The following is a 14,326-nucleotide window of genomic DNA, read 5'->3' as shown; positions in this document are numbered from 1 at the left end:
ACAGGACCGAGACGACCGTGGCACGTGACTACTACGGAATCCTTGGTGTGGCCAAGGGGGCCAGCGACCAGGAGATCAAGCGCGCATATCGCAAGAAAGCGCGCGAGCTGCACCCCGATGTCAACCCGGGCGAAGAAGAACGCTTCAAGGAGGTCAGCACCGCCTACGAGGTGCTGACCGACCCGGAGAAGCGCCGCATCGTCGACGCCGGTGGCGACCCGCTCGCGGGTCCCGGCGCGGGCGGGTTCTCCGGCGGCGGCTTCGCCGGTGGTGGCCTCGGCGACGTGTTCGAAGCCTTCTTCGGTTCCGGCGGCGGAGGGTTCGGCGGCGGATTCGGTTCCGGCCGCGGCCCGCGCAGCCGAGTGCAGCCGGGTGAACCGGCCCTCGTCGCGGTCGAGCTCGACCTCGAGGAATGCGCGGCGGGGATCAACAAGGAGATCACCGTCGACACCGCCATCCTCTGCGACCTGTGCAAGGGGTCGGGCACCCACGGCGATTCGAAACCGACGAGCTGCGACACCTGCAAGGGGCAGGGCGAGATCCAGGCCGTGCAGCGCTCCTTCCTCGGCCAGGTCATGACCGTCCGCGAATGCCCCACCTGTCACGGCGTGGGCGAAGTGATTCCCGACCCGTGCCGCAAGTGTGGCGGCGACGGACGAGTCCGGTCGCGCCGCACGATGACCGTCAAGATCCCGGCAGGCATCGAGAGCGGAATGCGCGTCCGACTGTCCGGTCAAGGTGAGATCGGCCCCGGCGGCGGGCCGGCCGGCGACCTCTACGTCGAGGTCACCGAGCGGCAGCACGAGGTCTTCGTCCGCGACAAGGATGATCTGCACTGCACCATCCGGGTTCCGATCGCCGACGCCGCCCTCGGCAACGAGATCGACGTGGACACCATCCTCGACGGCACCGCGCGCGTCACCATCGCGCCGGGAACGCAGCCCGGACACGTCGTGAAGGTCAGGGGACAGGGCATGCCGCACCTCAACACCGGTGTCCGCGGAACGTTGCACGCCCACCTCGAGGTCGTGGTCCCGAGCAAGCTCGACGCAGCGCAGACCGACGCGTTGACCCGGTTCCGTGAGGCGTCGGCCGAACAGCCGGAGATCGTGACATCCGCGACCGGCGCTGCGTCCGGGGGATTGTTCTCGCGCCTGCGCAACGCGTTCGCCGGGCGCTGAGGTCCCCGGGGCGAGCGCGTGAGTCCACCGCTGTTCTGGGTCGATGAGGTACCGCGCGCTGGTTCTGAGATCACCATCAAGGGGTCCGAGGGCCGCCACGCGGTCACCGTCACCCGGCTCGCCGTCGGTGAGGAACTGACCGTCGGTGACGGCCGCGGTTCCACCGCGCAGTGCGAGATCGTCGCGGTCACCGGCAAGGACGCGCTGATCGTCCGGGCCCACGAGTACACCTACCGCGAACCGCCGCGACCGCGGGTGACCGTGGTGCAGGCGCTGCCGAAGTCCGAGCGGTCGGAACTCGCCGTCGACCTGGCCACCGAGGCCGGTGCCGACGAGATCGTGCCGTGGCAGGCGGCGCGCTGCGTCGCCCGCTGGACGGGCAAGGCGGAGAAGGGTCGCGACAAGTGGCGTGTCGCCGCGTCGGCCGCCGCCAAGCAGAGCCGACGACCGTGGGTTCCCGAGATCGGGCCGTTGGCATCGACCACCGATGTACGCAGCCGCTGTGCCGAGACCATTGCCCGCGGCGGCGTCGTCGCGGTGCTGCACGAACACGGAGCGGTGGGACTTCGTGAGCTCGCCGTCGCCGACGCCCCCGAGGTCGTCGTTGTTGTCGGCCCCGAAGGTGGCCTCGACGACTCCGAGATCTCGGATCTCACCGCACTCGGCGCGTCGCCGGTGCTCCTGGGGCCGGAGGTCCTGCGGACGTCGACGGCCGCCGCCGTCGCGCTCGGCGCGCTCGGCGTGCTGACGGACCGGTGGGCAACCCGGTGAAGCGGTGTGCGGTCCACCGCGAGAAAGTCGAATACGGCAGTGCGCCATCGCAATTCGGTCACGTCTATCTACCGTCTGACGGGGTCGCGGCCGGTGTGACGGTGCGGCCGGTGGTGCTGATCCACGGCGGCTACTGGACCACCGAGTTCGGGCTGACGATCGAGACAGCCGTTGCCCGGTTGTTCGCCGAGCGTCGCGCCCTGGTGTGGAACGTGGAGTACCGGCGCGTCGGGGAGGACGGCGGCGGTTGGCCCGGGACCGGGCGCGACGTCGTCGCCGCTCTGCGGGCACTCGACGGTCCGGTCCGTGACGCCGTGCCCGACGAGGTCGCCGCGCAAGTCGACTGGTCGTCGGTCGCCGTCGTCGGACATTCGGCCGGTGGCCAACTGGCCGTGTGGTCAGTCGCGCAACTCGGCGCCCGGACCGACACGTGCCAGATCGATCAGGTCATTGCGCAGTCCGCGGCACTCGATCTCGAACGTGCAGGGCAGCGGCCGTCGGTACGCGGACTGATGGGTCGACCCCTCGACGAGATCCCACACCGCTATCGGGAGGCATCCCCGATCCGTCAACCACCCTTCGACGCGCACGTCGTGGCATTGCACGCCGAGCTCGACACGGCGATCCCCGTCGAGGTGAGCCGGCACTACGTGCAGACCGTGTCGGCCGCCGGCCAATCCGCGGAGCTCGTGGTGGTGCCAGGAGAAGGGCACGACGCGTTCGTCGACCCGCTCAGCGCGTCGACGCGTCAGACGATCCGCCTGCTCGGCATCTGAGCGTGGCGACGGGGTGGACCACCGGAATAATGCCTGCTGATGCGCCGTTCAATCGCGTTAGACTGGCAGCACCTCGGCGACACGAACGCGCCGCGAACCCCCTGAGGAGTGATTTCATACGTGAGTGACGACAACCCCGACGTGAGCACGCCGACGAGCAGAACTCCAGCGGGCAGATCTGTCACCTCCAATGTGGAAATCTCTCCCGAGGTGGTGTTCGGCCTGCTCGGGACCAGCGACGTCAATCTCCGCACCCTCGAACAGTTGTTGCCCGCTGACATCCACGTCCGCGGCAACCAGGTGACATTGACCGGCCCGTCGGCCGACGTCGCCGCCTCCGAACGCGTCATCGCCGAGCTCGTCGACCTCGTGGGCCGCGGCACGCCGCTGACCCCCGACCTCGTCCGCCACAGTGTGTCCATGCTGTCCGAGGGGTCGACTGAATCGCCGGCCGACGTGCTGTCGCTCGACATCATCTCGCGCCGCGGCAAGACCATCCGGCCCAAGACCCTGAACCAGAAGCGATATGTCGACGCCATCGACAACAACACGATCGTCTTCGGTCTCGGGCCCGCGGGTACGGGCAAGACCTACCTCGGGATGGCCAAGGCCGTGCAGGCTTTGCAGTCCAAGTCGGTGAACCGCATCATCCTGACCCGCCCGGCGGTGGAGGCGGGGGAGCGGCTCGGCTTCCTGCCCGGCACCCTGAGCGAGAAGATCGATCCCTACCTGCGGCCGCTGTACGACGCGCTGCACGACATGATGGACCCCGAGGCGATCCCGAAGCTGATGGCCGCGGGGGTGATCGAGGTGGCGCCGCTGGCGTATATGCGTGGCCGCGCCCAGCCGCTGTCGACCAGGGTGCTGACCCCGAGCGGGTTCCGCCCGATCGGCGACCTGAAGGTCGGAGATCAGGTCATCGGCTCCAACGGCGAGCCCACCGAGGTGGAGGGCGTGTTCCCGCAGGGCTTCAAGGACATCGTGCGGGTCACCGCACAGGACGGTGCCTCCACGCTGTGCACCACCGACCACCTGTGGTCGGTGTACACCCGCAGCGACCGACGTCGCGGCAAGGGGCCCCGGGTGCTCGCCGCCAAGGAGATGATCGGAAATCTCCGCGCTGCCCACTACCACCGCTACGAACTGCCGATGCTGGCCGCACCGGTGGAATTTCCCGCCCAACCCGTGCCGTCTGACCCCTACGCCGTGGGCCGGACGCTCGGCGACGGTTCCATGGCCGACATGACGACGCCCTCGTCCACGAAGTTCGTGCCCGCCGAGTACATGCAGAACTCCGCCGACGTCCGACTGGCCGTGCTGCAAGGACTGCTCGACACCGACGGCGGGCCCGTCGGCCAGTCGGGACGCACCTGCCGCGTCCAGTACACGACGGTGTCCGACCGCCTGCGAGACGACGTCATCTTCCTCGTGCGCTCTCTCGGGGGCGTGGTGTACTCACGCACCCGGAAAGCGGCCGGTCGCGCTCCGGGCAAGGCGCGTGGACGTGAGGTGCCCTACCGCCATGATGCGCACGTGCTCGACATCCGGCTGCCGGCCGGCCTGGCGCCGTTCCGGCTCGGCCGCAAGGTCGAGAAGTACGCCGCGGGTGAATGCAAAGAGCCCAAGCGATACATCGAGAGCATCGATGAGGTGGGCACCGAAGAGGCGGTCTGCATCAAGGTGGCGGCCGAGGACTCGCTGTATGTGACGGAGGACTTCCTGCTCACGCACAACACGCTCAACGACGCCTTCATCATCCTCGACGAGGCGCAGAACACCACCGGTGAGCAGATGAAGATGTTCCTCACCCGCCTCGGATTCGGCTCCAAGGTCGTCGTCACCGGTGACACCACCCAGGTGGACCTGCCGGGCGGGGCGCAGAGCGGCCTGATGGCGGCGACGCGGATTCTCGACGGGATCGACGACATCCACTTCTCGACGCTGACCAGTCAGGATGTGGTGCGGCACCGCCTCGTCGCCGACATCGTCGACGCCTACGGGCGTGCCGAAGAGACCGATCGGACGGGCGGCCGACTCCGCGACGCCGACCGACTGCCCGGCAACCGGGCGTCGCGCCGCTCCGCAAGCCATGGGCGCCGCTCATGAGCATCGAACTGGCCAACGAATCCGGCGTCGAGGTGCCCGCCGAGATGATCATCTCGGCGGCTCGTTTCGCGGTCGCGGAGATGGATGTGCACCCGGCCGCAGAGTTGTCGATCCTGTGCGTGGACCAGGAAACGATGGCGGACATGCACATGCAGTGGATGGACCTGCCTGGCCCGACCGACGTGATGAGCTTTCCGATGGACGAGCTCGCGCCGGGCGGCCGGCCGGACGCTGCGGAACCCGGACCCGCGATTCTCGGTGACATCGTGCTCTGCCCGGAATTCGCGGCGCAGCAGGCGAAATCGGCTCGGCGGTCCTTTGAGCACGAGTTGTCGATGCTCACCGTCCACGGGGTCCTGCACCTGCTCGGTTACGACCACGCCGACGCCGACGAGGAGAAGGAGATGTTCGGCCTGCAGAACCGGATCCTCGAGGACTTCTACGACGAGCGTCATCGACAGGCACAACAGCAGCGACAGTCCGACCGCGACACCCGCCTGCTGACCAACATCGGCTTCACCGACACGGAGCGCCCGAACGCCTCCGCCGAGGACGGCTGACGTGGCCGACGACGTCTGGTTCGTCGTTGCCGCGCTCGTTCTCATCCTGCTCGGCGGCATCTTCGCCGCCATGGACGCCGCGCTGTCCACGGTATCCATGGCCCGCGTCGAGGACCTGATGAAGGAACAGCGCGCCGGTGCGAAGCGGCTGGCCACGGTCCTGGAGAGTCGCGGCACCTACGTCGGTCTCGCCGTCCTGCTGCGCGTCACCTGTGAGACCGCGTCAGTGGCTCTCGTCGCCCTCGCCCTCGCCGACTTCCTCGGCACCGGATGGGGATTGTTCGCGGCGATCGTCGGGATGGCGGTCGTGTCCTATGTGGCGATCGGCGTCGGCCCGCGCACGTTGGGACGCCAGCACGCCTACACGATCTCGTTGGCGTCCGCTGTCGTCCTCCAGACGATCGGCTTGCTGCTCAAACCCGTGACCCGCCTGCTCATCCTGATCGGTAACGCGGTGACGCCCGGCAAGGGATTCCGCAACGGTCCGTTCGCCACCGAAGTGGAACTGCGCGAAGTCGTCGACCTCGCCGAGGCGAGTGGTGTGGTGGCGGCCGGTGAACGCAGGATGATCCAGTCGGTGTTCGATCTGGGTGACACCAGCGCCCGCGAGGTGATGGTCCCGCGGCCGGAGATGATCTGGATCGAGCAGGACAAGTCGGCCTCGCAGGCGATGAATCTCGCGGTGCGGTCCGGGCATTCACGTATCCCGGTGATCGGGGAGAACCCCGACGACATCGTCGGTGTGGTGTACCTGAAAGACCTCATCGCCGGGGGAGGCGCGGCGATGGGTTCCCGTGTCCACGAGGTGATGCGCGAAGCGGAGTTCATCCCGGACTCCAAGCCGCTGGACAAGGTCCTCGCGGACATGCAGCGCACTCGTAACCACATGGCGCTGCTCGTCGACGAGTACGGCGGTATCGCCGGACTCGTCACCATCGAGGACGTTCTCGAGGAGATCGTCGGCGAGATCACCGACGAATACGACACCGACGAGGTGGCGCCGATCGAGGAGCTCGACGACGGCTCCTATCGTGTGTCGGCGCGGCTGCCGGTCGAAGATCTCGGTGATCTGTTCGACGACATCGACATCGACGACGACGAGGTGGAGACCGTCGGCGGCCTGCTCGGACTCGAACTCGGACGCGTGCCGCTCCCCGGGGCGAGGATCGAGTCGCACGGGCTGCGGCTGGTCGCCGAGGGCGGACCCGACCGACGCGGTCGCCAGCGCATCATCACCGTCGTGGTGAACCGGGTCGACGACCCGGAGGATGACGACGCCCAGCCGGTTCGAGACCGTGGCGAGAGCGACATGCCCGACGACGATGCAGGCGATGTCAACGGCCATGCGGAATACTCCATGTCCGGACGCGGGCAGCGGCACGACGCCCGCGGCACGGACCGGGACCACTCCAACGGCAGCAAGGACCGATCGTGACCACCTCTCAGAGCGGACCCGTCGAACTGTCCGACGAAGACCAGAAGCTCGTCGTCCTCGCGCGCGGTGCGCTCGCCCGTGCCGAGACCACGAACGCGGCAGCGGTCCGCGACGGTGACGGTCGCACCTACGCCGGGGCACCCGTCGCGACCCGGTCGCTCGAGTTGTCCGGTCTTCAGGTCGCCATCGCGAGCGCGTTGTCGTCGGGGGCCCGCGCGTTCGAGGCGGCGGTGCTCGTCAACGGGTCCGCCGATGACCCCGGGATCGAGACCCTGGCCGAGGTCAGCGCCGACGCATACACGGTCGTGACCGACCTGTCGGGCGCGCCGACCGAGCGGGTGGGTACCGCCTGATGGCCGAATTCCGGTCGGGTTTCGTCTGTTTCGTCGGCCGGCCGAACACCGGCAAGTCGACGCTCACCAACGCGCTCGTCGGCGAGAAGATCGCCATCACCTCCAACCGCCCGCAGACCACCCGCCATACGATCCGTGGCATCGTCAACCGCGACGACGCGCAGCTGATCCTGGTCGACACCCCTGGTCTGCACCGCCCGCGGACCCTGCTCGGCCAACGGCTCAACGACCTGGTCCGTGACACGTACTCCGAGGTCGACGTCATCGGGGTCTGCGTCCCAGCCGATGAGGCGATCGGTCCCGGTGACCGCTGGATCGTGTCGCAGGTGCGGCAGATGGCCCCACGTACCACGGTGCTCGGTGTGGTCACCAAGATCGATCGGGTGACCCCGGACAGGGTCGCTGCCCAGCTCGTGGCACTCGCCGAGTTACTCGGACCGGACTCCGAGGTCGTACCGGTCTCGGCGAAGTCGGGCAAGCAACTCGATGTGCTGACCGATGTGTTGGTGAGCCTGATGGAGCCGGGGCCGGCGTTCTACCCGGACGGCGAACTCACCGACGAACCCGAGGAAGTCCTGATGGCGGAGTTCATCCGCGAGGCCGCCCTCGAAGGTGTTCGCGACGAACTCCCGCATTCACTGGCCGTGGTGATCGAGGAGATCATCCCACGTGACGGCGACGGCAACAGCGACGGTGGGGCCCCGTCGATGGTCGACGTCCACGCTCTGCTGTACGTCGAACGGGACAGCCAGAAAGGCATCATCATCGGCCACCGCGGCGCCAGACTGAAGGAAGTCGGCACCGTGGCACGCGCCCAGATCGAGAAACTGCTGGGGACGAAGGTCTATCTCGATCTGCACGTCAAGGTCGCCAAGGATTGGCAGCGTGACCCCAAACAGTTGGGACGCATGGGTTTCTGATCGTATGACGCCAGGCTCGCTCGGGTGACCACCCGGACGTCGGACGAGGAGGGGACGGAACGGATGGGGCGCCACGAGAGTCACGAGGGCACCGAGCAGGACGCGAACCGGCGCGAGGCGCCGACCCCCGTTGCCCACGACGCAGAGGCGGGCACCACGATCGCCGGGGTTCTTCGGTCCCCACGATTCTGGTTGGCGCCGCTGATCCTGGTCGTCGTCATCATGTCGCTGATGGCGGCCTTGTACATGGGTGCCGTCGCCGACCCGCAGAAGAACCTGCACGACTTCCCGATCGCCCTGGTCAACGAGGACCGCGGGGGAGAGGTCGACAATCCCGACGGCGGCACCACCACGCAGAACTTCGGCAACGAGGTCGCCGACGGTGTCGTCTCGGCCGCAGCGGAGAACGGGATCGCGGTTGCGCGCACCGACCGGGTCACGGCACTCGACGACCTCAACTCCGGTAAGACATACGGTGTCGTCGTCATCGGTCCGAACTTCACCAATCGTGCGGTGAGCCTGGGTCGAGCTGCGGTGCTGGAGGCCAAACCGGCTCCGATGGCCATCGACGTGTACATCAACCGCGGCTCCGGGACGTTCGCGTCCGCGGTCACCACCACCTTTGCCGACGAACTGTCCGAACAGGTCAACGCGCAAGTCGGCGAGCGCCTGGTGGCGACCGTCCGGCAGACCCTGACCGAGGCCGACGTCGCGTTCTCCGGCGCCGCGCAACTGGCCCTGTCGAACCCGGTCGATGTCCGGATCATCGAACCGACGCAGCTTCCCGCCGGCTCCGGGAACGGCTTGTCCGCGTTTTACTACACCCTGCTGCTCATCCTCGCCGGCTTCACCGGCGCGATGATGGTCAGCGTCGTCGTCGACGCAATCCTGGGGCAGACCCCGATCGAGTACGGGCCGTTCTATCAGCTTCGGCAGCGGTTGGCGATCTCGCGGTGGGCCACCCTCGCGACGAAGTGGACGATCATGGTGTTCGTCGCGGTCATTCAGTCGGCGCTCTACATCGCGGTGTGCGCCGCGGTCGGCACGTCGCTGCCGAATGCGTTCTCGCTCTGGATGTTCTCTGTGCTGGCGATCTCTGCCGTCGGCATCTCCGCGAGTTCGATGATGGCGGTGTTCGGCAATCCCGGCCTCATCCTCAACCTGATCTTCTTCGTGATCCTCGGGCTGCCGTCCTCGGGAGGTACCGTTCCGCTCGAGGCGAGTCCACGGTTGTTCGCCTGGATCGCCGCGGTGGAGCCGATGCACCTGGTGTATCTGGGCAGCCGCGCGATCCTCTACTTCGACGCCGACTTCGGTGCCGGACTCGGCCGATCGGTGATCCAGTGCGCGGTCGGACTGCTCGTCGGGATCGCGCTCGGCCTGGGTGGGACGAAGCTCTACGACCACAAGGGTTGGCACCGGTTCCCCGGCGGGATGACCCTTCCGCCGCGACTGGCGCGCTTCGTCGACGGCGGCGGTCCGGCGACGATCACCACGCCGTCGCCGGCGCATGTCGCTGCGGTGACACCCGACCGAGGCTCGGACGAGAAATAGACGCAGGTCTGGGGTCACCCTCGCGGCGCATGTCGTGCCGACCGTTGTCGGTGGGCGGTGGAAGAATGAGCCGGTGAGGTTCTATCGGGATGAGGCCGTCGTGCTTCGCCAGCACAAGCTGGGGGAGGCCGACCGCATCATCACGTTGCTCACCCAAGAACACGGCCTGGTGCGTGCGGTGGCCAAGGGGGTGCGCCGCACCCGCTCCAAGTTCGGGGCCCGGCTCGAACCCTTCGCACATGTCGACATCCACCTGTATCCCGGACGCAGCCTCGATGTGGTGACACAGGTGCATACCCTGCATGCGTTCGCCGACGCGCTGGTCGCCGACTACGGCCGCTACACCACGGCATGCGCGGTGCTGGAGACCGCGGAGCGTCTGGCCGGCGAGGAGCGCGCACCCGCCGCGCAACTGCACCGGCTCACCGTCGGCGCCCTGGACGCGTTGGCCGCGCATCGCCGCCCCAACCAACTCATCCTGGACGCCTACCTGTTGCGGGCCATGCACTGCGCGGGCTGGATGCCGGCCCTCGACGTCTGTGCGCGGTGTGCGCAGCCCGGTCCGCATCGGGCTTTCCACGTGGCCGCCGGCGGTGCGGTGTGCATCCATTGCCGCCCGCCCGGTGCCGCGACTCCGTCGCCGGGCGTGCTCGATCTGATGGACGCGCTCTTCCGCGGCCAGTGGGAGCACACCGCCGACGTCGGCTCGTCGCTGCAACGCCAGGCCAGCGGACTGACCGCGGCGCACCTGCAGTGGCATCTCGAACGGCAGTTGCGAACCCTGCCCCTCATCGAACGCGAAGCACCCCATAGGCTGGTGGACACCGCGTGAGAGGAGACGGGCGATGGCGTTACGACCCGGTTCGCGATCCGGGAAGGCCCGATCGGGCCTGACCCGATCATCGGACACCGAGGTCCGGCCGCCAGACCCGCACCCCAGTGGGGCGACGCCACCCAAACTGCCCGCCGAGCTGATCCCTCGACATGTCGCTCTGGTGATGGACGGCAACGGGAGATGGGCCCAGGACCGCGGATTGCCCCGCACCGAGGGACACAAACGCGGCGAGGCCGTGCTCATGGACACGGTGTGCGGCTGCATCGAACTCGGAGTGTCATGGCTCTCGGCATACGCGTTCTCCACCGAGAACTGGTCGCGCAGCCCCGACGAGGTCCGCTTCCTGATGGGCTTCAACCGCGACGTCATCCGCCGACGCCGTGACGAGATGAACGAGATGGGTGTTCGCGTGCGGTGGGCAGGTCGGCGACCACGCCTGTGGCGCAGCGTCATTCGGGAACTCGAGGTCGCCGAGGAGATGACTCGCGACAACACCGTCATGACCCTGACGATGTGCGTCAATTATGGTGGCCGCGCCGAGATCGCCGACGCCGCCAAGGAGATAGCCCGCCGGGCTGCGGCGGGTGAGATCGATCCGGAACGCATCACCGAGGCGTCGTTCGCCAAGTATCTCGACGAGCCGGATATGCCGGACGTCGACCTGTTCCTTCGTCCGTCTGGTGAACAACGCACCTCCAACTTCCTGCTGTGGCAGTCGGCGTATGCGGAGATGGTGTACCAGGAGAAGCTGTTTCCCGATTTCGACCGACGCGACCTCTGGGCGGCATGTCTCGAGTACGCCAAGCGTGATCGCCGGTTCGGTGGGGTGATGCCGACATGACCGAGCCGTCGGCGGGCGGGTCCGTCTGGCCGGCCCGGCTGGCTGCGCTGCTCGCGGAGTTCGGCGAGGTCTCCGATGTCGACGCGGATTCGGTTGTCGTGCGGGTCGGTTCCACCCGCGCGTCGATCCGTGCCCTGGATCTCGCGGCCGGGCTGGACGTCCTGACGGTGACCCAGTTGGTGGCCGTGGATCTGCCGAACACCGATGTTCTGCGCGACGACGTTGAATCCTGCGACGCCCAGCTGAGTTTCGGCGCGCTACGTCGTTCCGATCCGACCGGCGTCACGACAGATGTGTTGCAGTACTACACCTTCCCGGCCGGTTCGCTCGACGACATCCCGCTGCTCACCGTCCTGCACATGGTGTTGTCGGCGGGAGCGGATGCGGCGCAGCAGTTGTCGGGGACGTGACCTCGCCCTTCGTGACGGTCCTCCGCTAGCGCTCCGGACCTCCTCAGGGAACGAGGCGTGGCGACGGTGCGCTGCGCTCACCCCGCGGTCCCTGAGTAGCGAGCTTGCGAGTGTATCGAAGGGTCACGAAGGGCGGCGACTCACCGATCGGCGTGGCACGCACCGCATTCACCGAAGACCTCCACGGTGTGGTTGATGTCGGTGAAGCCGTGTTGGGCTGCGACCTTGGCCGCCCACTTCTCGACGGGTTCGGCCTGAACCTCGACGGTGGTGCCACATCGCCGGCACACCAGGTGGTGGTGATGGCCGGAGGAGCAGTGTCGGTACCGCGTCTCGCCCGTCCCGTCCCACAGCACGTCGATCTGGCCTGCCTGACTGAGTGCCTGCAGGTTGCGGTACACCGTGGTCAGTCCGATCGATTCTCCGCGCGCCTTGAGTTGCTCGTGGAGTTCCTGAGCGGAGACGAAGTCGTCGCCTGCCGCGAGTGCGTCGGCGATGGCGGCTCGCTGTCTCGTCGAACGGACGCCGGTGACGGGTCGATCGGTACGGGCGGTCATCGGCGTCGTCCTTCGGTGCGCCGGTCGGTCGGGGCCGCCCCGGACGGGGATTCCATCGAGTGCGTGAGCGCGTCGGTGACGATGTGCGCGAGGTGGTCGTCGACGAGTTCGTAGACGATCTCCCTGCCGTTGCGCTGCCCACGAACGACTCCGGCGTCCTTGAGCACCCGAAGGTGCTGACTGATGAGCGGCTGGCTCAGCGACAACGCCCCGACCACCTCATGGACGCATTGCGGCCGTTCCCGTAGGAGCAGCACGATGGCGATACGGGTCGGCGAGGCCAGCGCGCGCAGCAGATCGCTGGCGGCCTCCCACTCGACCGGCCCCGCTACTGGTGGTTCGGCGCCGGCTGCGCAGTCTCGTTCTGGTGCACCCATCTCGCCCATTCTAAAGGAAGTGGTTTTCAATTGGTCCTGGAGCGGATTCCGACTATGGACACCGGTGTGGCTACCCTGTAAGGGCTGCCGTTCGACCTCGTGCCGATCCGGCGGCATCACCGTGAGAACACCGACTCGTTGGAGAACAGTTAACCGTGGCCGCCCAGTCCAACCGCGTTGAAGCCGTCGTCAACCTCGCCAAGCGTCGAGGTCTGGTCTACCCCTGCGGCGAGATCTACGGCGGAACGCGCTCCGCGTGGGACTACGGGCCGCTCGGCGTCGAGATCAAGGACAACATCAAACGCCAGTGGTGGCGCACGATGGTGACCGGTCGCGAGGACGTGGTGGGTCTGGACTCGTCGGTCATCCTGCCCCGCCAGGTGTGGGAGGCCTCCGGCCACGTCGAGGTGTTCACCGATCCGCTGGTCGAATCGCTGCACACCCACAAGCGCTACCGCGCCGATCATCTGCTCGAGGCCTACGAGATCAAGCACGGCCACCCACCGGCCAACGGTCTGGCCGACATCAACGATCCCGACACCGGCCAGCCGGGCAAGTGGACCGAGCCGCGCGCGTTCAGCGGCCTGCTCAAGACGTTCCTCGGCCCGGTCGACGACGAAGAGGGCCTGCACTACCTGCGTCCGGAGACCGCGCAGGGCATCTTCGTGAACTTCAAGAACGTGATGACCACGGCGCGTAAGAAGCCCCCGTTCGGCATCGCGCAGATCGGCAAGAGTTTCCGCAACGAGATCACACCGGGCAACTTCATCTTCCGTACCCGTGAATTCGAGCAGATGGAGATGGAGTTCTTCGTCAAGCCGGGCGAGGACGAGGACTGGCATCAGTACTGGATCGACCACCGGTTCAACTGGTACGTCGACCTCGGGATCGACCCGGAGAACCTGCGCCTGTTCGAGCACCCGAAGGACAAGCTGTCGCACTACTCCAAGCGCACCGTCGACGTGGAGTACAAGTTCGGCTTCTCGGGCAACCCGTGGGGTGAGCTGGAGGGTGTCGCCAACCGGACCGACTTCGACCTGTCGACCCACAGCAAGCACTCGGGTGAGGATCTGTCGTTCTACGACCAGGCGTCGGGGGAGCGGTACACGCCGTTCGTCATCGAACCCGCAGCAGGCCTCACGCGTTCGCTGATGGCCTTCCTGTGTGACGCGTACACCGAGGAAGAGGTGCCGAACGCCAAGGGCGGCACCGACACCCGGACCGTGCTCAAGCTCGATCGTCGTCTGGCGCCGGTCAAGGTCGCGGTGCTGCCGTTGTCCCGTAACGAGAAGCTGTCGCCCAAGGCGAAGGATCTCGCCGCCGAGTTGCGCAAGCACTGGAATGTCGAGTTCGACGACGCGCAGGGCATCGGCAAGCGCTATCGCCGCCAGGACGAGATCGGTACGCCGTTCTGTGTGACGGTGGACTTCGACACCCTCGACGACCAGGCGGTCACCGTGCGTGAGCGCGACACGATGAGTCAGGAACGGGTGGCACTCGACAAGGTGGTCGAGTATCTCGGTGGCAAGTTGCTGGGGTCCTGACCCTTCGTGACCCTTCGATACGCTCGCAAGCTCGCTACTCAGGGCGGCGCGCTCGCAAGCTCGCTCCTCAGGGATCGGGGTGACGGGCTGGTGTCACAAACGGATC

General features: G+C 67.4%; 15 protein-coding genes. 13 read left to right on the top strand and 2 right to left on the bottom strand.

Annotated elements, in window-relative coordinates:
* The first annotated feature begins 17 nt into the window (after positions 1 to 17).
* From dnaJ to VZC37_RS23975, 12 genes are all read left to right on the top strand, one after another.
* Positions 18 to 1,181 carry a molecular chaperone DnaJ gene (gene dnaJ / locus VZC37_RS24030; RefSeq protein WP_330436531.1) on the top strand — a complete coding sequence of 388 codons (1,164 nt, stop codon included), beginning with the start codon at positions 18 to 20 and terminating at the stop codon, positions 1,179 to 1,181.
* A gap of 18 nt (positions 1,182 to 1,199) precedes the next feature.
* Positions 1,200 to 1,952, top strand: coding sequence for a 16S rRNA (uracil(1498)-N(3))-methyltransferase (locus VZC37_RS24025; RefSeq protein ID WP_330436530.1), 753 nt, complete (start codon positions 1,200 to 1,202; stop codon positions 1,950 to 1,952).
* Positions 1,937 to 2,728: an alpha/beta hydrolase family protein gene (locus VZC37_RS24020; protein ID WP_330436527.1), complete on the top strand. Its 792-nt coding sequence runs from the start codon at positions 1,937 to 1,939 to the stop codon at positions 2,726 to 2,728. Before VZC37_RS24025 ends, VZC37_RS24020 begins: the two co-directional genes overlap by 16 nt.
* 120 nt (positions 2,729 to 2,848) lie before the next feature.
* Entirely contained in the window at positions 2,849 to 4,834 is a 1,986-nt protein-coding gene (locus tag VZC37_RS24015) for a PhoH family protein (protein ID WP_330436526.1), read from the top strand.
* A complete protein-coding gene (ybeY, locus tag VZC37_RS24010; protein ID WP_330436522.1) occupies positions 4,831 to 5,394 on the top strand; it encodes an rRNA maturation RNase YbeY in 564 nt (187 codons plus the stop codon). Before VZC37_RS24015 ends, ybeY begins: the two co-directional genes overlap by 4 nt.
* Position 5,395: 1 nt before the next feature.
* A complete protein-coding gene (locus tag VZC37_RS24005; protein WP_330436520.1) occupies positions 5,396 to 6,829 on the top strand; it encodes a hemolysin family protein in 1,434 nt (477 codons plus the stop codon).
* Positions 6,826 to 7,182 carry a cytidine deaminase gene (locus tag VZC37_RS24000; protein ID WP_330436518.1) on the top strand — a complete coding sequence of 119 codons (357 nt, stop codon included), beginning with the start codon at positions 6,826 to 6,828 and terminating at the stop codon, positions 7,180 to 7,182. Before VZC37_RS24005 ends, VZC37_RS24000 begins: the two co-directional genes overlap by 4 nt.
* On the top strand, positions 7,182 to 8,102 hold the full coding sequence (gene era, locus VZC37_RS23995; protein WP_330436516.1) for a GTPase Era: 921 nt from the start codon (positions 7,182 to 7,184) through the stop codon (positions 8,100 to 8,102). Before VZC37_RS24000 ends, era begins: the two co-directional genes overlap by 1 nt.
* A gap of 63 nt (positions 8,103 to 8,165) precedes the next feature.
* Positions 8,166 to 9,656, top strand: coding sequence for a YhgE/Pip domain-containing protein (locus VZC37_RS23990; RefSeq protein ID WP_330436568.1), 1,491 nt, complete (start codon positions 8,166 to 8,168; stop codon positions 9,654 to 9,656).
* A gap of 73 nt (positions 9,657 to 9,729) precedes the next feature.
* Complete coding sequence (gene recO / locus VZC37_RS23985; protein WP_330436514.1) at positions 9,730 to 10,488, top strand: DNA repair protein RecO; 759 nt, start codon at positions 9,730 to 9,732, stop codon at positions 10,486 to 10,488.
* A gap of 13 nt (positions 10,489 to 10,501) precedes the next feature.
* Positions 10,502 to 11,332: an isoprenyl transferase gene (locus VZC37_RS23980; RefSeq protein ID WP_330436511.1), complete on the top strand. Its 831-nt coding sequence runs from the start codon at positions 10,502 to 10,504 to the stop codon at positions 11,330 to 11,332.
* Positions 11,329 to 11,742 (top strand): hypothetical protein, encoded by a 414-nt coding sequence (locus tag VZC37_RS23975; RefSeq protein WP_330436510.1) that lies wholly within the window; start codon positions 11,329 to 11,331, stop codon positions 11,740 to 11,742. The genes VZC37_RS23980 and VZC37_RS23975 overlap by 4 nt, the downstream gene beginning before the upstream one ends.
* Positions 11,743 to 11,882: 140 nt before the next feature.
* Here the strand turns inward: VZC37_RS23975 and VZC37_RS23970 are convergent, their stop codons facing one another.
* Together VZC37_RS23970 and VZC37_RS23965 are read right to left on the bottom strand one after the other, a co-directional pair.
* Positions 11,883 to 12,299, bottom strand: coding sequence for a Fur family transcriptional regulator (locus tag VZC37_RS23970; RefSeq protein WP_330436508.1), 417 nt, complete (start codon positions 12,297 to 12,299; stop codon positions 11,883 to 11,885).
* A complete protein-coding gene (locus VZC37_RS23965) occupies positions 12,296 to 12,685 on the bottom strand; it encodes an ArsR/SmtB family transcription factor (RefSeq protein WP_431309488.1) in 390 nt (129 codons plus the stop codon). The genes VZC37_RS23970 and VZC37_RS23965 overlap by 4 nt, the downstream gene beginning before the upstream one ends.
* Before the next feature lie 146 nt (positions 12,686 to 12,831).
* Between VZC37_RS23965 and VZC37_RS23960 the strand changes: the two genes are divergently transcribed.
* Positions 12,832 to 14,220: a glycine--tRNA ligase gene (locus tag VZC37_RS23960; protein ID WP_330436505.1), complete on the top strand. Its 1,389-nt coding sequence runs from the start codon at positions 12,832 to 12,834 to the stop codon at positions 14,218 to 14,220.
* Positions 14,221 to 14,326 lie beyond the last annotated feature (106 nt).

Origin of the sequence: Gordonia sesuvii, assembly GCF_036350415.1 — a bacterium.
GTDB lineage: Bacteria > Actinomycetota > Actinomycetes > Mycobacteriales > Mycobacteriaceae > Gordonia > Gordonia sesuvii.
Note: the sequence above shows the minus strand (reverse complement) of the source record. Positions and strands in the feature narration are given on the sequence as shown.

Excerpts from the sequence above, each read along its gene's own strand:
- ybeY (WP_330436522.1), top strand. The coding sequence starts at position 4,831 with ATGAGCATCGAACTGGCCAACGAATCCGGCGTCGAGGTGCCCGCCGAG.
- era (WP_330436516.1), top strand. The coding sequence starts at position 7,182 with ATGGCCGAATTCCGGTCGGGTTTCGTCTGTTTCGTCGGCCGGCCGAAC.
- VZC37_RS23990 (WP_330436568.1), top strand. The coding sequence starts at position 8,166 with ATGGGGCGCCACGAGAGTCACGAGGGCACCGAGCAGGACGCGAACCGG.
- VZC37_RS23980 (WP_330436511.1), top strand. The coding sequence starts at position 10,502 with ATGGCGTTACGACCCGGTTCGCGATCCGGGAAGGCCCGATCGGGCCTG.
- VZC37_RS23975 (WP_330436510.1), top strand. The coding sequence starts at position 11,329 with ATGACCGAGCCGTCGGCGGGCGGGTCCGTCTGGCCGGCCCGGCTGGCT.
- VZC37_RS23970 (WP_330436508.1), bottom strand. The coding sequence starts at position 12,299 with ATGACCGCCCGTACCGATCGACCCGTCACCGGCGTCCGTTCGACGAGA.
- VZC37_RS23965 (WP_431309488.1), bottom strand. The coding sequence starts at position 12,685 with ATGGGCGAGATGGGTGCACCAGAACGAGACTGCGCAGCCGGCGCCGAA.